This window comes from Roseburia sp. 831b (genome assembly GCF_001940165.2).
Lineage (GTDB): Bacteria > Bacillota > Clostridia > Lachnospirales > Lachnospiraceae > Roseburia.
In genome coordinates, this window is record NZ_CP135162.1 from 621111 (window position 1) to 645046 (window position 23936).

Consider the following 23936-nt stretch of genomic DNA (forward strand, 5'->3'; position numbering starts at 1 on the left):
GTGCAGGACAGGAGGATGATCATATGCCTTTTTACTATTATTATTGGGATAATACTTATATTTTAGTTTTAATTGGAGCTGTTATCTGTATGATAGCATCCGCCAGAGTAAGGACAACATTCAATAAATATTCACAGTACCGCAGTATGTCAGGACTAACCGGTGCACAGGCTGCAGAGCGTATTTTGCGTGCAGCAGGAATATATGACGTTGAGATTCGCCATGTATCCGGTAATCTGACGGACCACTACAATCCGGGAAACAAGACGTTAAATCTGTCGGATTCTGTTTACAATGCAACCTCGGTTGCAGCAGTCGGCGTAGCAGCACATGAGTGTGGTCATGCAATCCAGCATCAACAGTCTTATGCGCCGCTTAATATCAGAAGTGCCATTGTACCGGTAGCGAATTTAGGTTCCACCCTGGCGTGGCCGCTGATTATCATCGGATTGTTCTTTAACCGTTCCGTTGGAACTATGTTTATCAACGCCGGAATTTTGTTCTTTACATTTGCAGTACTGTTTCAGCTGGTAACGTTACCGGTCGAATTTAATGCATCGAAAAGAGCAATGCACCTTTTAGAGACACAGGGAATCTTAGGACAGGAAGAGTTAAAATACACAGGAAAAGTGTTAGGTGCAGCAGCGCTTACTTATGTTGCAAGTGCAGCGGCAGCTATTTTACAGCTTCTTCGTCTGGTTCTGTTATTTGGAGGAAGAGATCGTGACTAATGCGATAAATATTCGGGAACTGGTATTAGAGATTCTTATGCAGGTGACCAAGGAAGGCGAATACAGCCATCTTGTCATTCGTTCTGTGTTAGAGAAGTATCAGTATTTGGAAAAGCAGGAACGTGCCTTTTTGACAAGGGTTTCCGAGGGAACCCTTGAGTACATGATAGAGCTGGATTACATCATCAATCAGTTTTCCAAAGTAAAAGTAAATAAAATGAAACCAGTCATCCGCAACATCATGCGGATGTCTGTGTATCAGTTGAAATATATGGATTCGGTTCCGGCTTCTGCGGCGTGCAATGAGGCGGTCAAGCTTGCGAAAAGAAAAGGGTTTTCCAGTCTTAGCGGATTCGTAAACGGAGTGCTTCGCAATATTGCAAGGAACTTAGACCAGATTACATACCCAAAAGAGGAAGAAGACCCGGTACAGTTCTTATCGGTCTGCTATTCTATGCCGGAGTGGATTGTAACAAAATGGATTCGTGATTATGGCATGGAACTGACAAAAGAGATACTCAGCGCATTTTTGACAGATGCACCGATTATGATTCGAACCAACTGTACCAAGATTTCACCGGATGCATTAGAGGAACGCTTAAAGTCAGAGCATGTGACCGTGAAAAAAGCAGCATTAGAGGATGCAAAAGAACTTGATTATGCATTTTTGATTTCGGATTTTGATTATCTGAATGCACTTCCTTCCTTCCAGGAGGGACTTTTCTATGTGCAGGATATCAGTTCCATGATGGTCGCTGAATATGCGGACCCGAAGGAAGGGGATGTCGTTGTGGATGTCTGTGCCGCACCTGGTGGAAAAAGTATTCACATCGCCGAGAAATTAAATGGAACCGGAATGGTTTTTGCAAGAGATTTACCGGAGTACAAAGTTTCCCTGATAGAAGAAAACATTGCCCGCCATCAGCTTGCAAATATCAAGGCACAGCAGCAGGATGCCCTGGTTTTGGATGAATCCATGATAGGAAAAGCGGATATCGTCGTTGCAGATTTGCCATGCTCCGGTCTTGGTGTCATGCGCAAAAAGACGGACATCAAATATAAGATGGATGAGGCAAAACAAAAAGATTTAGAAAAGTTACAACGGGAAATGTTAGCCGTGGTACACAAATATGTGCGGGCTGGCGGAACACTTCTTTATTCTACCTGTACCATCAATCGTGGTGAGAATGAAGAAAATGCAGCATGGTTTTTGAAAGAATATCCAGAGTTTGAACTGGTAAAATCCAAACAGTTTTTCCCGAAAAAGGAATACGGAGACGGATTTTTCCTTGCAAAATTTATTCGGAAGAAATAAATACAAATGTAGTTAGATAGAGGATAAAAATGGAAGAGTTAAAAAATAAGGATGCGCTGACAGATGTCAAATCCATGAATCTAGAAGAATTGACTGAGTATGTAAAAACGCTTGGGGAAAAGGCATTCCGTGCCAAACAGATGTATCAGTGGATGCATGTAAAACACGTAGATTCGTTCGATGAGATGACAAATTTATCCGCATCTTTCCGGGAAAAATTAAAGGCGGAATGTCGTCTGATTTCCCTGAAAAAAGAAGAGGTTCAGATTTCCAAATTAGATGGAACCAGAAAGTACCTGTTTGTTCTTGAAGATGGAAATGTCATCGAAAGTGTATTGATGAAATATAAGCATGGTAATTCCGTCTGTATTTCTTCACAGGTTGGCTGCCGCATGGGCTGCCGCTTTTGCGCGTCGACCTTAGACGGACTCGTGCGTGGACTGCGCCCTGCGGAAATGATTGATCAGATTTATCAGATTGGAAAAGATATCGGGGAACGGATTTCCAATGTTGTCGTTATGGGAACCGGAGAGCCAATGGATAATTTTGACAATCTGCTTCGTTTTATCGAGCTTTTGACAGATGAAAACGGACTCAATATCAGCCAAAGGAACCTTACGGTATCCACATGTGGTATTGTGCCAAAGATGAAAGAGCTGGCAGATAAAAAGTTACAGATTACACTGGCGTTGTCCCTTCACGCATCCAACCAGCAAAAGCGTCTGGAGCTGATGCCGGTTGCCAATAAATATGAGATTCACGATGTGGTAGATGCCTGCAAATATTATTTTGAAAAGACAGGAAGGCGTGTCACATTTGAATACAGCCTGGTCGGCGGTGTCAACGATACCGATGAGGATGTCAACGAACTGGTGCAGCTTTTAAAAGGAATGAACTGTCACCTGAATCTGATTCCGGTGAACCCGATTAAGGAGCGCGATTTCGTGCAGCCGGATACCAGAATTATTACAGGATTTAAGAATAAATTAGAAAAGAGCGGGATGAACGTTACCGTCAGAAGAGAGATGGGGCGGGACATTGATGGAGCCTGCGGACAGCTTCGTAAAAAGTTCATGGATACGACAAACGATGCAATGTAACTTGTCCTTTTGATAGGGTTGTGCTAAAATAACCAAGATGTAAGATGCTAGAAGTGCATGTTTGCATAAATTGCGGGATGTATTTTTAGGGGAAGAAAGGTAGGAATTAAGGAAATGAAGACGTTTTCCATGACGGATATTGGAAAAAGACGTGAAATGAATCAGGACTATGTATTTACGTCTGAAACAGCCGTAGGAAATCTACCTAACCTTTTTCTGGTAGCAGATGGAATGGGAGGCCACAAAGCCGGTGAGTATGCTTCAAGATTTACGGTAGATACCATTGTAGAATCCGTAAAAGCATCGAGAGAAACAGAACCGGTCGCAATTATGAAAGAGGCAGTAACGAAAGCAAATGAGTTACTGATAGAAGAAGCCAGAGCGGATGAAAAGAAGTCAGGAATGGGAACTACAATTGTAGTTGCAACAATTCTTGGCAAAAAATTATATGTCGCCAATGTGGGTGACAGTCGTTTGTATCTGGTCAATCGGGAAATTTCACAGATTACAAGAGACCATTCTTTGGTAGAGGAAATGGTTCGTCTTGGAGAGATGGATAAAGCAGAAGCAAAAGATCATCCGGACAAGAATGTGATTACAAGAGCGATTGGAGCGATTCCTGATGTTGTAATTGATTTTTTTGAGGTAGAGCTTGAAGAAGAAGATACGGTATTGATGTGTTCGGATGGGCTTACGAATATGATTGAGGATGAGGACATTAAGAAAATTATCCTCACACAGAGGGATATAGCAGAAAAAGCAGAAAAGCTGGTTGTGACTGCGAATGAGAATGGTGGAAAAGATAATATTACTGTTGTGGTAATTGAGCCATTTTCTGTAAATTAGAGGAAAGGGATAGAAGATCTATGTTGACAGAAGGAACATATATAGCAGATCGTTATGAGATCGTTGGCAAGATTGGTGCAGGCGGAATGTCTGATGTTTACAAGGCAAAAGATCATACACTTGGCCGTTTTGTAGCAATAAAGGTATTGAAACCGGAATTTTCAGAAGATGTTAATTTCGTGACAAAATTCCGTACGGAGGCACAGTCTGCAGCGGGACTAGAACACCCTAATATTGTAAATATTTATGATGTTGGAAGCGAAAATGGAATGCACTACATTGTGATGGAATATGTAGAAGGCATTACTTTAAAAACATATATCGAGAAAAAAGGACAGCTTTCCTTTAAAGAGGCAGTCAGCATTGCCATTCAGGTAGGACGTGGTATTGAAGCCGCACACAATAAACATATTGTGCATCGTGACATTAAGCCACAGAATATTATTATCTCCACAGAAGGAAAAGTAAAAGTAACCGATTTTGGTATTGCACGTGCTGCGACATCCAACACCATCAATTCCGATGTGATGGGTTCGGTTCACTATTCTTCACCGGAGCAGGCCAGAAATGGATTTGTAGATGGAAAAAGTGATATTTATTCGCTCGGTATTGTCATGTACGAGATGGTAACCGGACGTGTTCCATTCGATGGAGACACAACGGTTGCAGTTGCAATCCAGCATTTACAGGAAGAGATGGTTGTGCCAAGTGCCTATGCGCCAGATCTTCCAATCAGCATGGAAAAAATCATTTTAAAATGTACCCAGAAGAATCCGGACAGACGTTACGAATCTATGGGAGACCTTTTAATGGATTTGAAAAAGGCACTTATCAGTCCAAACGAGGATTTTGTAGTGATGGTTCCACTCAGCAATCAGGATAAGACCCGTGTCATTGAAAAAGATGAGTTAGATGCCATCAAAAAAGAGACCAGTGGTGTCTACTACAACGAGGATGAAGAACCAGAAGAAGAGAATCAGGACGAGGATTACGACGAAGAGGACGAAGAGGACGATGATGAGGCAATCAATCCAAAGATGGAAAAAGCAATCACTATCATGGGAATTGCAGCCGGAGTGGTCATTGTCGGAATCATCATCTATCTGATTGCAAGTTTCTTTGGACTTGTAAAATTCGGCGGTCACAGTAAGGACACCGAGACAGAAACACAGACTGAGACACAGACCGAGACAGAAACAGAAGATGAGAGCGCAAAGAAAGTTGAAATGATTGACCTTACAGGCATGACTTTTGAGGAAGCTCAGACAGCATTAAAGAAGATAAAACTTGGAATCAAGGATAATGGTACCGTTTCCTCTGATACTGTCGAGGAAGGCAAAGTTGCCGAGCAGGATTACAAAAAGGGTGAAAAGATAGCAGAAAATACAACGATTAAAGTAAAAATCAGCAGCGGAAAAGGTGAGATATCAGTACCAAGCGTTGTTGGCAGTGATGAGAGTTCTGCAGGTTCTACTTTAAAGAGTGCAGGATTTAAAGTTTCAACCCAGTATGAGTACAACAATACCGTCGCAGAGGGAAAAGTTATTTCCCAGACTCCAGATGCCGGTGCAAGTGGAAAAGAAGGTGACACGGTTACCATTACGGTAAGTCAGGGTGTTAAGATGGTAACCGTACCTAATGTATTAGGTCAGTCACAGGATGCTGCAACTTCTGCTTTAACAGGTGCAGGTCTTACCGTATCCAGCGTATCCTCCGATTACAGTGATACCGTTGCAGCAGGTTCTGTCATTTCACAGAGCATTGCAGACGGTAAGATTGTGGATGAAGGAACTTCAATTACACTTGTAGTCAGCTTAGGACCAAAGGTCAAATTATATAGTTTCAGTGCTAAGATTGAGGCACCAAAGAATGATGATGGCACAACAAATGAAAACGTAAGTGCTGCAAACATTGTGTTAAAAGATGCTTCCGGAAATGTGTTAGAGACTTGGTCGAACCAGTCTATCGCATCCTTCCCACTTAGTATTTCAAAATCAGGAATTGAAGGACAGACATCCGGTACAGTTGAGATTACCTGGATGGATGCATCTGGCAATACGATGAATACACAGACACAAAATGTTACTTTCCAGGAACAATAGAAAACTGAATATGATTTCTTGTTCAAAAGAAAATAGGGAGAAAACTTTTCTATGCAAGGAAAGATTGTAAAAGGAATTTCCGGGTTCTACTACGTTCACGTAGCAGAATCCGGAATTTATGAATGTAAGGCAAAAGGAGCCTTCCGTAATCAGAAAATCAAACCGCTTGTCGGAGATGATGTAAGGATTGCGGTGATTGATGAAAATTTAAAAAAAGGAAATATCGAATCCATTTTACCAAGGAAAAATGAGCTGATTCGACCGGCAGTGGCAAACATTGATTTGGCACTGATTATTTTTGCCGCGGCGAAGCCACAGCCAAACTTTAATCTTCTCGACCGTTTTCTTGTTATGATGGGATATCAAAATGTCCCGGTGACGATTTGTTTTAACAAAAAGGATTTGGTTGAGGAAAAAGAGCAGGCTCGCCTTTCCAAAATCTATGAAAATTGTGGATACCAGGTGCTTTTTGTCAGTGCAAAAGAGGGCGAAGGAATTGATGAACTTCAAGCAGTATTAAAAGGGAAAACCACGGCAGTAGCTGGACCGTCCGGTGTTGGAAAATCATCCCTGATTAATACACTTCAGCCGAATGTCAAAATGGAAACCGGAACCATCAGCCGGAAGATTGAGCGTGGAAAGCATACGACCAGACATTCCGAGATTATCCCGATAGAGGGAAATACTTATATCATGGACACACCGGGTTTTTCTACCCTGCTGATACCAGGGTTTGAAAAAGAGGATTTACAGCAATTTTATCCAGAATTTGCGGAATATGAACCGTATTGCCGTTTTCAAGGCTGCAGTCACATCAGTGAACCGGATTGTGGGGTAAAAGATGCCTTGGAAGAAGGAAAAATAAGCACCATTCGTTATGAAAATTATAAATTGCTTTATGACGAATTAAAAAATGTAAAAAAATATTAAAGAACGCAAAACAAGCGAAGAAATGAGGATTATCATGAACTGTTTATCACCATCTATTTTATCAGCAGATTTTTCAAAATTAGGAGAGCAGATTAAGATGCTCGACGAGGCTGGCGCACAGTACGTTCATATTGATGTTATGGACGGTATGTTTGTACCAAGTATCTCACTTGGACTTCCGGTTATCAAAACAATTCGTCCATGTACCGAACGTATTTTTGACGTACATCTTATGATTGAGGAACCGGGACGTTATATTGATGAATTTGTGGATGCTGGAGCAGACATCATCACAGTTCATGCTGAAGCTTGTAAACATTTAGACCGTACCATCGATGCCATCAAGGAAAAAGGTGTTTTGGCCGGCGTTGCATTAAATCCTGCAACACCACTCAGTGCAATCGAATATGTACTTCCAAAAGTTGATATGGTTTTAATCATGACGGTAAATCCAGGATTTGGCGGACAGAGCCTGATTCCATATACCATCGATAAGGTAAGGGATGCGAAAAAAATGATTGAGGAACGCGGCCTTAAGACAGATATTGAGGTAGATGGTGGTGCTAATTTAGATAATGTATCCGAACTTCTTGATGCAGGAGCCAATGTAGTTGTTGCAGGAAGTGCAGTATTTAAAGGAGATATCTCTGAAAATATCTATCGTTTCTTAGATATTTTAAATGCAGAATAGATTCGGGAAAAAGAGCTGGCAAAAGGAGGAGAAGAGAATGAAACGATTTTTACTTGTAGCAGGAGGAAGTATACAGGATTCCTTTGCAACAGAATATCTGAAAGCAGAAAAATTTGATTGTATTCTTGCTGCAGATTCCGGGATGGAATTTTTTTATCGGAATGGATTCGTACCGGATGTGATTATCGGAGATTTCGATTCCGTACGCCAGGAAACCTTATCTTACTTTAAAGAAAAGGAGCAGATTTTGTGGCAGGAATTAAATCCCATTAAGGATGACACAGACACGGAGTCTGCAATCAGACGCGCAATCTCTATGGGGGCAGAAGAGATTGTTGTTTTAGGTGCAACCGGAACCAGATTAGACCATGTGCTTGGCAATATTGAATTGCTGGGAATTGGTCTATTAGAGCATGTAAAAATTTATCTGTTAGATGCTTATAATAGGATACAGATGATTGATACCGGAATCCGGTTAGACAAACAAAACCAGTTTGGCGATTATGTGTCGCTGATTCCTTATACGCAAAGCGTCAAAGGGCTTACGTTAACGGGAATGAAATATCCGCTCGACCATTATGAATTAAAAGGATTTTGTTCGCTTGGAATCAGCAATGAGATACAGGAGGATGTGGCAGAGATTTCGTTTGAGGATGGAATACTGATTGTAGTTGAATCCAGAGACAGAATGTAAAAATACTTGGTGGATTCTTCACATATCAAGTGCGATGAAGATGGGGATGATATGAAAAGAAAATACTACATAGACAACATTAGATGGATTTTTATTTTATTACTGATACCTTTTCATGCAGCAATGGCATGGAATGGATGGGAAGGAAACTATATTTGGTTTGAACCATGTAAGCCATTATCTGCGTTTGTAATTTTTGTTGATCCTCCTTATATGGCAACTCTTTTTGTGCTGGCAGGTATGAGTATTAAATTTTCTCTAAAAAAGCGTAGCTCAAAGCAGTTTCTGATGGAGCGGGTTCATAAATTATTGGTTCCATTACTGATTGGAATTGCAACGGTAGTTGCTGTTATGACTTATTATGCAGACCGTTTTCACAATGGGTATTGTGGTTCTTTTTTGAGCCACTATAAGGTTTTCTTTACGCATATAAGTGATTTTACCGGGTATGATGGATATTTTACACCAGGACATCTATGGTTCATGCTCTTTTTGTTTTTGGTATCTTGCCTGGTTTTAGGTGTGATTGGGTTACAAAAACGTTTTTTGCCAGATTTGAGTTTTGAAAACTGCAAGTTAATAGGGGTGATTTTGATTGGAGTAGTTCCAGAGATTTTTGCTCCGGTTCTTGATTTTGGAGGGAAAAGCATTGGAAGAAGTTTTGCACTGGTTTTGCTCGGTTACTATATTTTTTCCGAGGAGACAGTGATACACCGCATGGAAAAATATGCGGGAATTTTTTTAGGCATTACAGCAGTTTCCTCAAGTTGTCTTGTGATTCTTTTTGTATTTCTTGAAAATCAAACGTCTGTTTGGAATACGATATTTTGTGATATTTCACAGTGGTTTGGAATTCTAGGTGTGATTGGATTTGCCGGTAAGCATATGAACTGGAACAATAAAGTGACGCAATACTTAAGTAAAAATTCATTCCGGATTTATATTGTCCATTTCATGTGGATTGTAATCAGCCAGTATTACTTATCACAGGTTGTAAGTGAAATTTATCTGCTCTATGCGCTATCGGTGATAAGTGCATTGTTGCTTACACTTTTTACGGTAGAGGTGATTGGATGGATAGAAAAAATGATAAAAAGAGATAGAAAATAAAAAAGAAAAAGTGAGGAACCATAATGTTACCAACAAGAGAAGAAGCAATGGAACTTGTACGAGATGGGTTACGGTCGAATCCAGGACCATGGGGAAAACATTCCCTGACGGCGGCTCATTGTGCCGAAAAAATTGCCGCAGCCTGCGGGGATATGAATCCGGAAAAGGCTTACATATTAGGACTTTTACATGATATCGGCAGAAAATTTGGAACAAGACATTTAGGTCATGTTTCAGATGGCTATACCTACATGAAAAAGTTAGGGTACGATGAGGTAGCAAAAATTTGCCTTACACATTCCTTTAACAGCCAGACAGTAGATGAATACTTTGGAAAATTTGATGTTTCCGAAGAAGAATTAAGACTGATACAAACGGAACTTGCTAAAGTAGAATATGATGACTATGACAGATTGATTCAGTTATGCGACAGTCTTGCAGGGGCAGAGGGAGTTCTGGATATCGTAGAACGAATGGGCGATGTGAAGAAACGGTACGGTTCTTATCCGAAGGAAAAATGGGATGCTAACATAGCATTGCTGCATTACTTTGAGAAAAAGATGCAGCAGAACGTTTATCTTGTATGTGAAAAAGATACATTTTCACCGGAAGAAATAGAAGGATAAAAAAGGATACCATATAAGGAGAAAAAAATGATTGAAATTAGAAAAATCGATGCACAACATAAAGCGGATATCAATATTAAAAATGAGCCGTTTCCATTGTTTGGAAAAGTGATTCCATCTTATCAGGATGGTCAGTGGACGTATGAGGTTGTCCGTTACGCACCGGAAAATGTGACACAGATGTGCTTCCCGGATGAAAATTATGACTATGATTCCATGACAGACAGTGTGTTCTTAGGCGCTTATGATGGTGAAAAATGTATCGGACTTGCAATTTTACAGCCCGGATTTTTTAAGTATATGTACCTATATGACCTGAAAGTGAGCAATCAATATCGTGGACAGCACGTTGGTAAAATGCTTATGGAGAAGGCAAAAGAGGTAGCTGCTGCACGGGGCTATTGTGGCATTTATACACAAGGTCAGGATAATAACCCAGGTGCCTGCTTGTTTTATTTGAATTCAGGTTTCTATATCGGTGGATTGGATACCAATGTATACCGACACACCAAACAGGAAGGAAAGGCAGACATTCTTTTCTATTGTGAAAATAAGTAGACAGACAAAAAATTTGAAAATTACGACACCATAGGACTCCTCATTGTCACAGCAGATTAAATTTCTGACAATGAAAAAGAGAAAGGGTCAGTCTGTGGATGCACAAAAAATAGCTTGGCAGAATCTCATGCTGCTTTTCGTAGAATTTGGGAAAATGAAAGAGAAGCGATTGCGATTTATTGTGAATCGGAAAAATAAAACAGATTGTGTGATAAAATGATATTGATTTTTTCATAGTATGTGCATATAATAAAATTAAGAGCAGAAATGTTCTTCTTCATCATGTATGATGAGTCCTGTGACGGTTCTGACAGGACGGTAAAATAAAAATTGACCGAGTGATGAAGCTGATTACGAGAGGCTGGAAAGTCTCTCGTTTCTTTTTATGTAATAGGAAATTTCATTCCTATTACATAAAAAAGCTCCGCGAGAATCGCACTGCGGCAGAGTTGAACAATGTCGCAAATGCGACCCGCCGCAGGCGGAGAATCCTGCAAGCAGGATTCTTTCTTACTCAATCGAGTAGTTGTTCCCAAGGAGAAAAATTGAATGAGTTTACCAGAGAATGATTATCAAATTCTAAAATTGACGGATGAATTTTATCATGCATATCCGAATCCTCCATATAAGGAAATTTTAAAGAAGAAACAGGGGGCATATAATTGTTTACTGTTTCAGACGCATTATGATTATTTTATCTGTATTCCATATAGAACAGAGATTAGGCATGGGTATGCGTTTCATTTTACAACTTCGGCAAGAGCTAAGGTGCATAAGTCTGGGCTGGATTACAGTAAGATTGTTATCATTGAGAAGACAGATTATATTGATTCCATTGAGGCTATCATAGATAAGGATGAATTTAATGAAACTATGGTAAATTTAGAACAAATAAAGAAGGAAGCTATAGAATTTGTTGAAGATTATGTGGAACACATAAAGGGGACCAAATTGTTACATAAAAGAGAATTTGAAAGAAGATATGGATTCTCACCATTAAAATATTTTCATAAAGAACTAGGCATATAGGTTTTTGGATAGAAAGAAAAAATTGTACATTTCCCCCGCAATGTGGTAAACTATACGTTGTTGTTTTAGAACTTCAAGAACATAATCTTTTTCAAAGGAGAAATATATAAAATGAAACTAGGAATCGTTGGTTTACCGAACGTCGGTAAAAGTACATTGTTCAATTCACTTACAAAGGCAGGCGCACTTGCTGCAAACTATCCGTTTGCAACAATCGACCCAAACGTCGGAATTGTAGCAGTACCGGATGAGCGTATCGAGCAGCTTGGAGAGCTTTATCATACCAAAAAGGTTACTCCGGCAACAATCGAATTTGTGGATATTGCAGGACTTGTAAAAGGTGCCAGCAAAGGTGAGGGACTTGGAAACCAGTTCCTTGCAAACATTCGTGAGGTAGACGCAATCGTACATGTGGTACGTTGCTTTGAGGATACCAACATTGTTCATGTAGATGGTTCCATTGATCCGGCACGTGATATTGAGACAATCAATCTCGAACTGATTTTCTCTGACCTTGAGATTCTTGACAGAAGAATTCAGAAGGTACAGAAGCAGGCTCGTATGGATAAGACTCTTGCAAAAGAGATGGAATTATTGGAGGCAGTCAAGGCACATCTTGAGGATAATAAGATGGCTCGTACCTTTGAAGTGCCAGATGATGATGATATGCAGATTTGGTTTAAAGGATACAATCTTCTTACTGCAAAACCAACCATCTATGCAGCAAATGTAAAAGAGGATGACCTTGCAGATGATGGTGCTTCAAATGCATACGTTGCCAAGGTGCGTGAGATGGCAAAAGCTGAGGGTGCAGAAGTGTTTGTTATTTGTGCACAGATTGAACAGGAACTTGCAGAACTTGACGATGATGAGAAAGCAGAATTTTTAGCAGATCTTGGTGTAAAATCATCCGGACTTGATAAACTTGTGGCTGCAAGTTACAGCTTGCTTGGATTAATTTCTTTCTTAACCGCTGGTGAAGATGAGTGCCGTGCATGGACCATCAAAAAAGGCACAAAAGCACCTCAGGCAGCCGGAAAGATTCACACTGACTTCGAGCGTGGCTTCATCAAAGCAGAGGTTGTAAATTATAAAGATTTATTAGAGCTTGGAAGCCTTTCCGCAGCAAGAGAAAAAGGACTTGTCGGAATGGAAGGAAAAGAGTACGTGGTAAAAGACGGAGATGTTATTTTATTCCGTTTCAACGTATAAAATAAAAGTCAGAGCATAAGACGCATTGGAATCATCTTTTTCGTTTTGCATATGATATACAAAAACGGGGAAGTTCCAATGCGTTTTTGTGAATTACAGGAAAAAGAGGTCATCAATATCTGTGATGGAAAATGTTTAGGCTGCGTCAGGGATTTGGATATTGATGAATGTGACGGCATAATAAAAGCATTGATTGTGCCAGGACCGGGAAAATATTTCGGACTTTTTTGCAGGGATGTGGAGTTCTTTATTCCGTGGTGTAAGATTGTAAAAATTGGACCGGACATTATTCTTGTGGAGATTGACGAAAAAGAGGCGAAACATAAGGTTACATAATGTGGTTTTTCTACTATATTATGTTGACAAGAGAAGACAGGATAGCTATACTACACAATATAAGGGCTTTATCAATGTTTATTGTGGAGGTATTTTATGAAGTGTCCGTTTTGCAGTAGTGAAGATACGCGCGTGATTGATTCACGTCCGGCTGATGATAATAATTCGATTCGTCGACGCAGATTATGTGATGCCTGCGGTAAGCGTTTTACAACCTATGAGAAAGTGGAGACGATTCCGCTTATCGTCATTAAAAAAGACAACAACAGAGAACAGTATGACCGTTCTAAGATTGAGGCAGGTGTACTTCGTGCATGCCACAAGAGACCGGTTTCTGTGAACCAGATTAATCAGCTGGTAGATGAAGTGGAGACAGAGATATTCAACCGGGAAGAGAAAGAGATTCCAAGCTCTCTGATTGGTGAGATTGTAATGGATAAACTGAAGGATTTGGAAGCGGTAGCATATGTTCGATTTGCTTCTGTTTACCGTGAATTCAAGGATGTCAATACATTCATGAGTGAACTGAAAAAAATTTTGGATAAATAGCAAAAGGACTTTAGAAAAAGAAGTTTTGTTCCGATATATAAAGCAACTACAAAAGAAGTTAAGTAGGGGTAAGATATGAACATTTCTGGAATTCGTACGCATGCGGGTTTTTATGATTACAACGAAATAAAGAATGGTCAGGTAAGAAGCCAGCAGATGGAGCAGACAGAGCCGGAGGCTGAAAAGAACTTGCAGCAGACCATGGAAGTTCAGACAGAGTCGAAGAAGGCAGAGCAGACTTTTGATTCCTATGACTATGCGATGCAGTATGAGCCGGATCAGGAATATGAACTAAAAGGCGCAGACAGTGATTTGGCATTACTGGATGTGAATCAGGTTTTATCAGATGTGAAGAAAGATCAGATTCTGCAGCAGTATCAGTTTTTTGTCGGAGAGTCAAAGGCACAAAAGGATGGCATGACAGATTTAAATCCGCCCGATATGGAACATTTTTATTTATAAGAGAAGATTTAATGTCGTATGTAGTGATGCATACGGCATTTTTTTTCTTACGAGATTCGGGTGTCAAAAGGTTGCTCATAAATTAGTTATTGGCAAATTGCACAAAGACAAGACTCTTTTTGTGACTTTGAGGAAACGTTAGTAAATCTTAGTATGCCTTTCTGTCCCCAGTGATGTTCTGCCATGGATGGCAGAACAAGGCTTCACGAGCCATGGATGGCTCGTTGAATGCCGGTCACGTTACTTTGAAATAATCTTTATCAGGCATACTTAGAATTTTCTTATGTTTACTCATTGGAACAAAATTGGCTTGTCATTGTGTAATTTGCCAGTAAGAAAACTATAAGCAACCTTTTGACACCCGAATCCGTATAGGAAAATATAAAAATACCTCATGGTTGACAACAGGAAGAAAAACTGATAAATTCAAACTAAAATGTCCGAAAGACGGCGCAGGATTGGAGATATTATGTTACAGAAATTTTATCCGGGGGAATATGTGGATTCCACCTATCAAATAGATTTTGACAAGTTATATAAGGAAGGGTACCGTGGCGTTATCTTTGATATTGATAATACCTTAGTACCGCACGGTGCGCCGGCAGATGAGCGGGCAATCAAGCTTTTTGCACATTTAAAAGAGCTTGGATTTTCCTGTATGCTTTTGTCAAACAACAAAGAACCGCGTGTGAAGATGTTTAACGACGCGGTGCAGGTGGACTATATTTTTAAGGCAGGAAAGCCAAAACCGGCAAATTACCGCAAGGCAATGGAGAAGATGGGAACAAACGTACAGAATACGATTTTTGTTGGAGACCAGATTTTTACAGATGTATATGGAGCAAATCTCGCAGGAATCCGGACATTTCTTGTAAAGCCGATTCATCCAAAAGAAGAAATTCAGATTGTATTGAAACGTTATTTGGAAAAAATTGTGTTGTTTTTCTATAAACGACAGTTGAAAAAATAGACAATTTGCAGTAAAGTAGTACACGGTGCCAAAAGGCATCCAGGGAAAAAAGAAGAGAAAGAGGTAGAACATGAAGATTGCAATTGGAAATGATCACGCAGCAACAGATTTAAAATTTGTCATTGTAGATTATTTAAAAGAATTAGGACACGAAGTTGTAAATTTTGGTACAGACGGAAATGAGAGCTGTAATTATCCGGAATTTGGAGAAAAAGTAGGACGTGCCGTTGTAGCAGGAGAAGCAGACTGTGGTATTTTAATCTGTGGAACAGGAGTTGGCATTTCAATTGCGGCAAACAAAGTAAAAGGTGTGCGCGCAGCCGTTTGCTCTGACACTGCAACAGCAAGACTTGTAAAAGAACACAACAATGCGAACATCATTGCGTTCGGTGCAAGAATCGTTGGAACAGAACTTGCAAAAGATATTGTAAAGGCATATCTTAACGCAGAATTCCAGGGTGGAAGACACCAGACGAGAATCGACATGATTCATGCCATCGAGGAAAATAACTAGTTTTTTCAAAAAAATCCTAGAAAATAGGATGAAAACAGCCGTTAATGAGAAAAAAAGCTTGAAAAATAAGGCTGTTTATTATAAAATAGAGAAATCAGAGAGCATAGCCACGGGTAATTCTGCCCAAATGGCAAAGTTTCGTTATGCAATTTTTTAAGGAGGAAATTTGAATGATTTCAGCAGGAGATTTCAGAAATGGTATTACAATCGAATTAGAAGGTAATATCTATCAGATTATTGAATTCCAGCACGTTAAACCAGGTAAAGGTGCAGCGTTTGTTAGAACAAAATTAAAGAATATCAAGAGTGGCGGTGTTGTAGAAAAGACATTCCGTCCTACAGAGAAATGCCCACAGGCACGTATCGATAGAAAAGATATGCAGTACTTATACGCAGATGGCGATTTATACTACTTCATGGACGTTGAGACATACGATCAGATTCCATTATCCAAAGATGATATTGGAGATGCACTTAAATTCGTAAAAGAGAATGAAATGTGTAAAATCTGTTCTCACAACGGAAGCGTATTCGCTGTAGAACCACCTCTTTTTGTAGAGTTGAAAATCGTTGATACAGAGCCAGGTTTCAAAGGCGATACAGCTACAGGTGCTACAAAGCCAGCTGTTGTTGAGACAGGAGCTACTGTATATGTACCATTATTCGTAGAACAGGATGATGTTATCAAGATTGATACACGTACAGGCGAATATTTATCACGTGTTTAAGGATTAGACATAGTTTTATTATGAAATAACGAAAAACCTCGAAAACAATCATGTTTTCGGGGTTTTTCTTTTACCAGAACAAGCAGCAAAATGAAATTCTAGTATGTAGCTTCTGCATGGAATTTTTATATAAAAATTAGCTTTTCTTCTGGAAATTTGAACATAGTAAAATGATAGCTGTGTTAGAAATAAAAATCTGTCCAAGCAAAGTTCCAATCAGATAGGAGCGGATTCCAAACTGAGGAACGAAGAAGAGAACAAACAGAATTCGGATAAAACAGGAAATCAGGTTTAACACAAATGTAACGCCTGGATGTCCGAGTCCGTGCAGGATGCTATTTAAAGTGGTACTTAAGAAAAGAAACGGACAAATCCAGCTTAAGATACGGATAAAAGTGCCGGCGAGCGTGTTTTGAAAAATGAAATTGCCGATGAAATCCCCGGTCAGAAGGAAGCCTATGGTACAAAGCAAACCAAGCAGCGTACAATAGGCGATTGTTTTTTTGATGGCAGTTGCAATCTTTTTCTGGTTATGTTCCGCCTGAGCCTGGGCGATAGTAGGAAGAAGCAGGACAGACACTGAATTTGTCAAAACAGTAGGAAAAAGTATGATGGCGAGTGACATTCCGGTCAGGATTCCATAAACGCTTAGCGCTTCCGCATTGGTATAGCCAAAGAGGCAGAGCTGGTGTGGAATCATGATATTCTCATAAGCAGAAAAAAGGTTCAAGGCGACCCGGTTTGCACTTAGTGGAACAATCATGCGCATCAAATCTTTGGAGCAGGATAAGATACGGCCAGATGCTTTTTTAAAGTGAACGGCACTAAGAGATACCAGCATCCCGGCTAGTTCGCCGAGCGTGATTCCCCAGGCGGCAACCGACACCGTGACATCTTTTCCCTGGCTGGTGCTGATTAAGTAAATCAGATAGACGCCGCCGACTCTTGCAAGCTGTTCTACAAGCTGCGAAAGTGCCGGAATACCGGTTTTTTTTAAACCATAATAAAATCCATTGATGCAGGAGTGGATGCTGCATGGCAAAAAAGAGAATGCAAGAATTTTCAAAAGCGGAGCACAGCGGATTTCATGTAAAAAAGTTGTGGCAAAAAAAGTGGCATCCTTCCATAAAAGACAACCGGTTGCAATCGAAAGAATGCTGGAAAAAACAAGGCCACAATAGAGATACATTCTCGTCCCCGGCATGTCATCATTGGCGGCTTTTGCAGAGACAAAACGTGAGATGGCTGTCTGAATTCCGGCTGCAGTAATCGAAAAACAGAGTGCCATAACAGGAAATACAAGCTGATAAATGCCAAGACCCTCTGCACCAATTGTGCGTGATAAGAATATTCTATAAAAGAAGCCAATAATCCGGCTTAGGACACCGGCAAGGGTTAAAAGAAGAGTTCCGGTAATCAGCGGATTTTTTAGGAAATGTTTTCCGTTCAAAGGAACCTCCGAAAAGTTGGATTATTGAAAATATATGTGAAAAATATGAAATTAGTACGCAAATGGGAAGAAGGATTGATGGAGGGCAAGGAGAAGATGGAACATCCGGTATATTTTGATAATGCAGCGACAACACAGATGTCGCAGGAAGTCATAGAGGCAATGGAGCCATACCTAAGAGAAAATTTTGGAAATGCATCCACGGCATATCAGGCAGGGGAAGTCTGTAAAAAAGTGTTAGAGGAGACGAGGGAGACAATTGCCTGGAGCCTCGATGCAAAGCCGGCGGAAATTTTTTTTACATCTGGAGGTTCAGAGTCCGACAACTGGGCAATCAAAGGGATTGCGGGTGCCTATAAAGAGAAGGGAAAGCACATTATTACGGATAAGATTGAGCATCATGCCGTTTTAAATTCCTGCTCCTATCTGGAAAAGTTAGGATATGAGGTAACTTATCTGGATGTGGATGAAACTGGTTTTTTAAACCCGGAACAGGTGAAAAATGCGATTCGTCCAGATACGACACTGATTTCTGTTATGTTTGCAAATAACGAAATCGGAACGATTGAGCCGATTACGCAGATTGGCAGAATCGCAAGGGAAGCGGGCGTGCTGTTTCATACGGATGCCGTACAGGCGTATGCACAGCTGCCGATTTCCGTACAGCAGTACCCGGTTGATTTGTTAAGTGCAAGTGCGCATAAATTTCACGGACCAAAAGGTGTTGGTTTCCTTTATATCAGGGAAGGCGTTACAATACCGTCTTTTATCCATGGAGGGGCGCAGGAAAAAGGAAAGCGTGCCGGCACGGAAAATATTCCTGGAATCGTAGGAATGGGAGCAGCAGTAAAAAGTGCCATGTCAAATATGCGGATGAAAATTCGCCGTGAGACGATGCTGCGTAACTATATGACGGAAAAAATCATGCACGAGATTCATGATGTCCGATTAAATGGACACTATAACCGCAGACTTCCCGGAAATGCAAGCTTTAGCTTTGCAGGAATTGAGGGCGCGTCGCTTTTGGTGCTGCTAGACGAAGATGGAATCTGTGCGTCTGGAGGCTCTGCCTGTAATACAGGAGAAAGCCGGATATCGTATGTGATAGAGGCAATTGGAGTGTCAAAAGAGTATGCACCAGGCACCATCCGTCTGACTCTGTCAAAGGATTCTACCAGAAAAGAGGTTGATTATGTGGTAGCGTCTTTAAAACGAAATATTGCACGCCTAAGAGACGAGGTTTAAATGCTGCTTGTAATAGAAGGAAATTGAGAAAAGGCACTTGACAGAACAGAATTGTCACGTCAGAATAGAAAGGAATCAAAAGAAAAGAAAGCGAAAGGCTTAGGATATAGAGATGGAAAAAAAGAAAGTTGTAGTTGGAATGTCAGGAGGAGTGGACTCGTCTGTGGCTGCATATCTTTTGAAAAAAGAAGGATATGACGTCATTGGAGTGACCATGCAAATCTGGCAGGACGAGGATGAATTTACACAGGAATCGAATGGAGGCTGCTGTGGACTTAGCGCTGTGGACGATGCAAGAAGAGTCGCAGAGCGGTTAGAGATTCCTTACTATGTGATGAATTTTAAGAAAGAGTTTAAAGAGAATGTCATGGATTATTTTATGGCGGAATATTTAAAAGGCCGTACTCCGAATCCGTGTATTGCCTGCAACCGTTACGTGAAGTGGGAGGCATTGTTACAGCGAAGCCTTGCGATTGGGGCAGATTACATTGCGACCGGTCATTACGCAAGAATCGCAAAGCTTGAGAATGGAAGATATGCCATCAAGAATTCTGTGACAGCTGCAAAAGATCAGACATATGCATTGTATAATCTGACACAGGAGCAGCTGTCACATACCTTGATGCCGGTCGGAGCATACACGAAAGATCAGATTCGTGCGATTGCAGAAGACATCGGACTTATGGTAGCACACAAGAAAGACAGCCAGGAAATCTGCTTTATTCCAGACGATGATTACGCAGGATTTATCGACCGTGAGTGCAAAGGAAAAGTGCCGCCTCCAGGTAACTTTGTGACCGTAGACGGTGAGATTCTTGGAAAACACAAAGGAATTACGCATTATACGATTGGACAAAGAAAAGGACTCGGACTTGCATTAGGCCATCCGGTCTTTGTTGTTGATATTAGACCGGAGACCAATGAAGTGGTAATTGGTGAGAATGAAGATGTTTTCACTACGGAATTGTATGCAGACCATATTAATTTCATGGCGATTCCTGATATTGAAACAGAAGTGCGTTTAAAAGCAAAAATCCGCTATTCACATGCGGGAACGATGTGTAAGGTTATCCGTGTGGCGGAGGATAAAGTAAAATGTGAATTTGAAGAGCCGGTTCGTGCCGTGACACCGGGACAGGCAGTGGTATTCTACCAGGGTGATTATGTTGCCGGCGGTGGAATTATCTGCTAGCGGTTCCTTACAAATTTTTCAATTGCATATGCGACACCGCTTTCTTCGTTGGTGCGTGAAACAAAGTCGGCAGCCTTTTTGATATCCTCGGAGGCGTTCCCCATGGCAACGCCGACACCGGCAGTCTTTATGATATCAAGGTCATTTTGACTGTCGCCACAGGCCATGGTCTGTTCGATGGTGCAGCCAATTTTTTCGGCGAGAATGCGAAGCCCCTTTCCTTTTGTGACTCCACTTTTGGTAAACTCAAGATTGTGGTAGCCGCCAGTAAGAAAATGGACATCCGGGTATTTGCGAAGAATTTCTTTTGCGGCTTCGCGGTCTAAAAAGGTACCATCGTCCAGCGGACAAAAGTTCAAGGTTACCTTTTCTACATCCAAATTATTCTCACGGATATATCCCACAATGTTCTCTTTTAAAGTTCTGGTGGAAGAGATGTAACGCTTGATGGAGTCTGGAAATACAAGGTCTGGCACATATTTTTGCACGCTGACCTGACTGAAGGCGTCCCCATCGATAAAGACATCCATATGAATCTGTTTTTGCAGCAACTCGGATAAAATAGGGCAGATAAGAGCTGCCTCCATTGGTTCAGAGTGAATGCATTTTCTGGTTGGAAGTTCATAAATTCCGGCAGCGTTGGTCGTGATAGCGTAACGGATGCCAAGGCTTGTTAAAAGCTCTAGCGGAAGCCCGACATAAGGGCGTCCGGTTGAGATAACAACTTCTACGCCGGAAGCGGTGATGGAGCGAATCACATCCTGGTCTTTCTTGGAAATTTGGCTTTGGTTATTGAAAAGTGTTCCATCCATATCGAGTGCAACTAATTTTATTTGATTTGACATTTTTTTCTCCATTCTGATTCTGATAAATCCTAGTAAAACGCTAGTGATTTGGGGTTAAAATACCTTTTTATTATAACGGAATTCTAGAAAATAGCAATTCAAACACGAAAAAAAGGTTGCAGACATTTGCTGGAAATGTCATAATAGATAACAATTTAAAGTGTTAAACTAAAGATAGTGAACTGCAGAGGGGCATGGATATTAGAATGACAAAACAGGAATTTAGAAAACGAATTGAAAACGGACCACTTATTCTGGATGGAGCAACCGGAACGATGCTGCAAAAAGCTGGTATGCCGATTGGCGTCTGCCCGGAAGAGTGGATTTTAGAGAATAAAGAAGTGATGGTGAAGCTTCAGCAGGATTACGTTGCGGCTGGAAGTGACATTGTGTATGCACCGACTTTTACGGCAAACCGCATTAAATTAGAAGAATACGGATTGGAAGATAACATTGTAAAGATGAATGAAGAGCTTGTGGCACTTTCCAAGGAAGCGGTTGGTGACAAGGCATTGGTGGCAGGAGATATCACCATGACAGGACTCCAGCTATATCCAATCGGTGACTTCATGTTCGATGAATTGGTGGAAGTGTACAAAGAACAGGCATCCATTTTGGCGAAAGCGGGAGTGGATCTTTTTGTCGTTGAGACGATGATGAGCTTACAGGAGTGTCGTGCGGCGGTGCTTGCAATCCAGGAAGTCTGTGATTTGCCAATTATGGTATCTTTGACCTATAACGAAGACGGACGTACCCTTTATGGAACCGACCCGGCGACAGCGACGGTTGTATTGCAGAGCCTTGGCATCGATGCAATCGGAATCAACTGTTCCACCGGCCCGGAGGAAATGATTACACCTGTAGTTAAAATGACAGAGTATGCCACAATTCCGGTTTTTGCAAAACCAAATGCCGGTTTGCCGGAGTTGGAGGATGGCGTGACCGTTTACAAGACAACGCCGGAAGAGTTTGCCGCAGTTGGGAAAAAGTTAGTGGAGGCAGGTGCTGCAATTTTAGGTGGATGCTGTGGAACGACACCAGAGCACATCAGAGCGTTGAAAGAAGCGGTAACTGGAATGCCTGTAAAGGAGCCATTGAAGGTGCCTAGACGTGTACTTGCTTCAGAACGTAAACTTGTAGAAATCAAGTTAGATGGCAATTTCATGGTGATTGGGGAACGTATCAATCCAACCGGTAAAAAGAAGCTGCAGGCAGAATTAAAAGAAGGCAGTCTTAACATGGTGCGCAGCATGGCTGTGGAGCAGGAAGAGAATGGTGCTGCCATCTTAGACATTAATATGGGAATGAACGGAATCGATGAGAAAGAGATGATGAAGAAAGTCATCTACGAGGTAACGTCAACGGTTGACTGTCCGCTTTGCATTGATTCCAGCCACGTGGATATCATTGAGGAAGCACTGCGTATTTATCCAGGACGTGCTTTGATTAATTCGATTTCGCTTGAAAAAGAAAAGTTTGAGAAACTGTTGCCAATCGCAAAGCGTTACGGTGCGATGTTTATCCTGCTTCCATTGTCGGATGAGGGACTTCCAAAGGATTCCGCCGAAAAACATGAGATTATCCGTACTATTTTAGCAGAGGCAATCCGGATTGGAATGTCGAAAGAGGATATCATTGTCGATGGACTGGTAGCAACGATCGGTGCAGACCCGGAGGCTGCAAGGGCATGTTTTGAGACCTTTTCTTATTGTAAAAATGAATTAGAACTTCCGACTGTCTGTGGATTGTCCAATATTTCGTTTGGCCTTCCAGAAAGAATCTATGTCAATACCGCATTTCTTACGATGTCGGTTGCAAATGGTCTTACGATGGCGATTGCAAATCCGTCCCAGGAGCTTTTGATGAACGCTGCATTTGCGTCTGATTTGCTGTTACATAAAGAAGAGAGTGACATCCGCTACATCGAGCGCATGAATTTCTTGTCAGAAAAATATGCCGGCATGGAACGGCAGATGGTGCCGACACAAAAGACAGCGAAAAAGGCAGAGAGTGCAGGTGATACAACTACATCCGTAGAACATAGCTCCGTGTTTGAGGCTGTTTTAAAAGGAAATAAGAGCATAATTTTAGACGAGGTAAAGAAATGCTTAGATGCCGGAGAAAAACCGGGTGAAATCATCAATCAGCACCTGATTCCGGCAATCAATGAAGTTGGTGTGTTGTTTGACAAACAGAAATATTTTCTGCCACAGCTGATTTCGAGTGCCAATACGATGAAACAGGCAATCGAATACTTAGAGCCGATGCTTGCCGGAGACGACAGTGGAAAAGAGATGCCGACACTTGTCATTGCAACCGTAGAAGGAGATATTCATGATATTGGCAAGAATCTTGTCGTATTAATGTTAAAGAACTATGGTTACCGCGTGATTGACCTTGGAAAAGATGTCCCAGCGGATTTGATTGTGGATACCGCAATCAAAGAAGGTGCGGCATTGATAGGATTGTCAGCGCTAATGACAACAACGATGATGCGAATGAAAGATGTCGTAGAACTTGCAAAAGAAAAAGGATGCACAAGTAAGATTATTGTAGGTGGAGCGGCAATTACACCAAGTTTTGCAGATGAGATTGGTGCGGATGGCTATTCCAAAGACGCAGCAGATTGTGTGAAACTGGTCGAAAAGCTGTTGGCATAAAAAGTAAATTTTTACAGAGTATGCAAAACGCCGGGGAAGCG

24 protein-coding genes are annotated in these 23936 nt (G+C 41.1%); 22 read left to right on the top strand and 2 right to left on the bottom strand.

Features of this window, described 5'->3' with window-relative positions; genetic code table 11:
- The first annotated feature begins 23 nt into the window (after positions 1–23).
- The 19 genes from BIV16_RS02745 to efp all read left to right on the top strand — a co-directional run bounded on the left by BIV16_RS02745 (position 24) and on the right by efp (position 16503).
- Entirely contained in the window at positions 24–731 is a 708-nt protein-coding gene (locus BIV16_RS02745) for a zinc metallopeptidase (RefSeq protein ID WP_075679453.1), read from the top strand.
- Positions 724–2046 (top strand): 16S rRNA (cytosine(967)-C(5))-methyltransferase RsmB, encoded by a 1323-nt coding sequence (gene rsmB, locus BIV16_RS02750; protein WP_075679452.1) that lies wholly within the window; start codon positions 724–726, stop codon positions 2044–2046. Before BIV16_RS02745 ends, rsmB begins: the two co-directional genes overlap by 8 nt.
- Positions 2047–2075: 29 nt before the next feature.
- A complete protein-coding gene (gene rlmN / locus BIV16_RS02755) occupies positions 2076–3146 on the top strand; it encodes a 23S rRNA (adenine(2503)-C(2))-methyltransferase RlmN (RefSeq protein WP_075679451.1) in 1071 nt (356 codons plus the stop codon).
- Between the two features lie 114 nt (positions 3147–3260).
- A complete protein-coding gene (locus BIV16_RS02760; RefSeq protein WP_075679450.1) occupies positions 3261–3992 on the top strand; it encodes a Stp1/IreP family PP2C-type Ser/Thr phosphatase in 732 nt (243 codons plus the stop codon).
- Between the two features lie 20 nt (positions 3993–4012).
- The gene (gene pknB, locus BIV16_RS02765; RefSeq protein ID WP_075679449.1) at positions 4013–6094 is read left to right on the top strand and encodes a Stk1 family PASTA domain-containing Ser/Thr kinase; all 2082 of its coding nucleotides are present in this window, start codon (positions 4013–4015) and stop codon (positions 6092–6094) included.
- A 51-nt stretch (positions 6095–6145) separates the two neighbouring features.
- Entirely contained in the window at positions 6146–7024 is an 879-nt protein-coding gene (gene rsgA, locus BIV16_RS02770) for a ribosome small subunit-dependent GTPase A (protein ID WP_075679448.1), read from the top strand.
- A gap of 34 nt (positions 7025–7058) precedes the next feature.
- Entirely contained in the window at positions 7059–7715 is a 657-nt protein-coding gene (gene rpe, locus BIV16_RS02775) for a ribulose-phosphate 3-epimerase (RefSeq protein ID WP_075679447.1), read from the top strand.
- Positions 7716–7752: 37 nt separating this feature from the next.
- On the top strand, positions 7753–8409 hold the full coding sequence (locus BIV16_RS02780; protein ID WP_075679446.1) for a thiamine diphosphokinase: 657 nt from the start codon (positions 7753–7755) through the stop codon (positions 8407–8409).
- A gap of 51 nt (positions 8410–8460) precedes the next feature.
- Complete coding sequence (locus BIV16_RS02785) at positions 8461–9519, top strand: acyltransferase family protein (protein ID WP_143524700.1); 1059 nt, start codon at positions 8461–8463, stop codon at positions 9517–9519.
- Between the two features lie 23 nt (positions 9520–9542).
- On the top strand, positions 9543–10145 hold the full coding sequence (locus BIV16_RS02790; protein WP_075679444.1) for an HD domain-containing protein: 603 nt from the start codon (positions 9543–9545) through the stop codon (positions 10143–10145).
- Positions 10146–10172: 27 nt separating this feature from the next.
- Positions 10173–10703: a GNAT family N-acetyltransferase gene (locus BIV16_RS02795; protein ID WP_075679443.1), complete on the top strand. Its 531-nt coding sequence runs from the start codon at positions 10173–10175 to the stop codon at positions 10701–10703.
- Positions 10704–11252: 549 nt separating this feature from the next.
- Positions 11253–11732 (top strand): type III toxin-antitoxin system TenpIN family toxin, encoded by a 480-nt coding sequence (tenpIN, locus tag BIV16_RS02800; protein ID WP_075679442.1) that lies wholly within the window; start codon positions 11253–11255, stop codon positions 11730–11732.
- A 111-nt stretch (positions 11733–11843) separates the two neighbouring features.
- A complete protein-coding gene (gene ychF, locus BIV16_RS02805; protein WP_075679441.1) occupies positions 11844–12944 on the top strand; it encodes a redox-regulated ATPase YchF in 1101 nt (366 codons plus the stop codon).
- A gap of 78 nt (positions 12945–13022) precedes the next feature.
- Positions 13023–13280 (top strand): YlmC/YmxH family sporulation protein, encoded by a 258-nt coding sequence (locus BIV16_RS02810; protein WP_075679440.1) that lies wholly within the window; start codon positions 13023–13025, stop codon positions 13278–13280.
- A 96-nt stretch (positions 13281–13376) separates the two neighbouring features.
- Positions 13377–13829: a transcriptional regulator NrdR gene (gene nrdR / locus BIV16_RS02815; protein WP_075679439.1), complete on the top strand. Its 453-nt coding sequence runs from the start codon at positions 13377–13379 to the stop codon at positions 13827–13829.
- A gap of 75 nt (positions 13830–13904) precedes the next feature.
- On the top strand, positions 13905–14291 hold the full coding sequence (locus BIV16_RS02820) for a hypothetical protein (protein ID WP_075679438.1): 387 nt from the start codon (positions 13905–13907) through the stop codon (positions 14289–14291).
- 469 nt (positions 14292–14760) lie between these two features.
- Positions 14761–15261, top strand: a complete 501-nt coding sequence (locus BIV16_RS02825; RefSeq protein ID WP_075679437.1) for a YqeG family HAD IIIA-type phosphatase — start codon at positions 14761–14763, stop codon at positions 15259–15261.
- A gap of 70 nt (positions 15262–15331) precedes the next feature.
- Positions 15332–15775: a ribose 5-phosphate isomerase B gene (gene rpiB, locus BIV16_RS02830; protein ID WP_075679436.1), complete on the top strand. Its 444-nt coding sequence runs from the start codon at positions 15332–15334 to the stop codon at positions 15773–15775.
- Positions 15776–15945: 170 nt separating this feature from the next.
- On the top strand, positions 15946–16503 hold the full coding sequence (gene efp / locus BIV16_RS02835) for an elongation factor P (RefSeq protein WP_075679434.1): 558 nt from the start codon (positions 15946–15948) through the stop codon (positions 16501–16503).
- Between the two features lie 136 nt (positions 16504–16639).
- Here the strand turns inward: efp and BIV16_RS02840 are convergent, their stop codons facing one another.
- The gene (locus BIV16_RS02840; protein ID WP_075679433.1) at positions 16640–17953 is read right to left on the bottom strand and encodes a polysaccharide biosynthesis protein; all 1314 of its coding nucleotides are present in this window, start codon (positions 17951–17953) and stop codon (positions 16640–16642) included.
- Positions 17954–18049: 96 nt separating this feature from the next.
- On the opposite strand from BIV16_RS02840, the gene BIV16_RS02845 reads away from it, so the two are divergent.
- Both BIV16_RS02845 and mnmA read left to right on the top strand, forming a co-directional pair.
- Entirely contained in the window at positions 18050–19198 is a 1149-nt protein-coding gene (locus BIV16_RS02845) for a cysteine desulfurase family protein (protein ID WP_075679756.1), read from the top strand.
- 112 nt (positions 19199–19310) lie between these two features.
- Entirely contained in the window at positions 19311–20390 is a 1080-nt protein-coding gene (gene mnmA / locus BIV16_RS02850) for a tRNA 2-thiouridine(34) synthase MnmA (protein WP_075679432.1), read from the top strand.
- Here the strand turns inward: mnmA and BIV16_RS02855 are convergent.
- Positions 20387–21235 (bottom strand): Cof-type HAD-IIB family hydrolase, encoded by an 849-nt coding sequence (locus BIV16_RS02855; RefSeq protein ID WP_159435917.1) that lies wholly within the window; start codon positions 21233–21235, stop codon positions 20387–20389. The genes mnmA and BIV16_RS02855 overlap by 4 nt on opposite strands.
- A gap of 206 nt (positions 21236–21441) precedes the next feature.
- Here BIV16_RS02855 and BIV16_RS02860 point away from each other — a divergent pair, with 206 nt between their 5' ends.
- Positions 21442–23895, top strand: a complete 2454-nt coding sequence (locus BIV16_RS02860) for a homocysteine S-methyltransferase family protein (RefSeq protein ID WP_075679754.1) — start codon at positions 21442–21444, stop codon at positions 23893–23895.
- Positions 23896–23936: the final 41 nt, after the last annotated feature.

What these genes read in the sequence shown, in the direction of transcription:
- BIV16_RS02745 (WP_075679453.1), top strand. Translation starts at nt 24, where the DNA reads ATGCCTTTTTACTATTATTATTGGGATAATACTTATATTTTAGTTTTA.
- rlmN (WP_075679451.1), top strand. Translation starts at nt 2,076, where the DNA reads ATGGAAGAGTTAAAAAATAAGGATGCGCTGACAGATGTCAAATCCATG.
- BIV16_RS02760 (WP_075679450.1), top strand. Translation starts at nt 3,261, where the DNA reads ATGAAGACGTTTTCCATGACGGATATTGGAAAAAGACGTGAAATGAAT.
- pknB (WP_075679449.1), top strand. Translation starts at nt 4,013, where the DNA reads ATGTTGACAGAAGGAACATATATAGCAGATCGTTATGAGATCGTTGGC.
- rsgA (WP_075679448.1), top strand. Translation starts at nt 6,146, where the DNA reads ATGCAAGGAAAGATTGTAAAAGGAATTTCCGGGTTCTACTACGTTCAC.
- rpe (WP_075679447.1), top strand. Translation starts at nt 7,059, where the DNA reads ATGAACTGTTTATCACCATCTATTTTATCAGCAGATTTTTCAAAATTA.
- BIV16_RS02780 (WP_075679446.1), top strand. Translation starts at nt 7,753, where the DNA reads ATGAAACGATTTTTACTTGTAGCAGGAGGAAGTATACAGGATTCCTTT.
- BIV16_RS02785 (WP_143524700.1), top strand. Translation starts at nt 8,461, where the DNA reads ATGAAAAGAAAATACTACATAGACAACATTAGATGGATTTTTATTTTA.
- BIV16_RS02790 (WP_075679444.1), top strand. Translation starts at nt 9,543, where the DNA reads ATGTTACCAACAAGAGAAGAAGCAATGGAACTTGTACGAGATGGGTTA.
- BIV16_RS02795 (WP_075679443.1), top strand. Translation starts at nt 10,173, where the DNA reads ATGATTGAAATTAGAAAAATCGATGCACAACATAAAGCGGATATCAAT.
- tenpIN (WP_075679442.1), top strand. Translation starts at nt 11,253, where the DNA reads ATGAGTTTACCAGAGAATGATTATCAAATTCTAAAATTGACGGATGAA.
- ychF (WP_075679441.1), top strand. Translation starts at nt 11,844, where the DNA reads ATGAAACTAGGAATCGTTGGTTTACCGAACGTCGGTAAAAGTACATTG.
- BIV16_RS02810 (WP_075679440.1), top strand. Translation starts at nt 13,023, where the DNA reads ATGCGTTTTTGTGAATTACAGGAAAAAGAGGTCATCAATATCTGTGAT.
- nrdR (WP_075679439.1), top strand. Translation starts at nt 13,377, where the DNA reads ATGAAGTGTCCGTTTTGCAGTAGTGAAGATACGCGCGTGATTGATTCA.
- BIV16_RS02820 (WP_075679438.1), top strand. Translation starts at nt 13,905, where the DNA reads ATGAACATTTCTGGAATTCGTACGCATGCGGGTTTTTATGATTACAAC.
- BIV16_RS02825 (WP_075679437.1), top strand. Translation starts at nt 14,761, where the DNA reads ATGTTACAGAAATTTTATCCGGGGGAATATGTGGATTCCACCTATCAA.
- rpiB (WP_075679436.1), top strand. Translation starts at nt 15,332, where the DNA reads ATGAAGATTGCAATTGGAAATGATCACGCAGCAACAGATTTAAAATTT.
- efp (WP_075679434.1), top strand. Translation starts at nt 15,946, where the DNA reads ATGATTTCAGCAGGAGATTTCAGAAATGGTATTACAATCGAATTAGAA.
- BIV16_RS02845 (WP_075679756.1), top strand. Translation starts at nt 18,050, where the DNA reads ATGGAACATCCGGTATATTTTGATAATGCAGCGACAACACAGATGTCG.
- mnmA (WP_075679432.1), top strand. Translation starts at nt 19,311, where the DNA reads ATGGAAAAAAAGAAAGTTGTAGTTGGAATGTCAGGAGGAGTGGACTCG.
- BIV16_RS02855 (WP_159435917.1), bottom strand. Translation starts at nt 21,235, where the DNA reads ATGTCAAATCAAATAAAATTAGTTGCACTCGATATGGATGGAACACTT.
- BIV16_RS02860 (WP_075679754.1), top strand. Translation starts at nt 21,442, where the DNA reads ATGACAAAACAGGAATTTAGAAAACGAATTGAAAACGGACCACTTATT.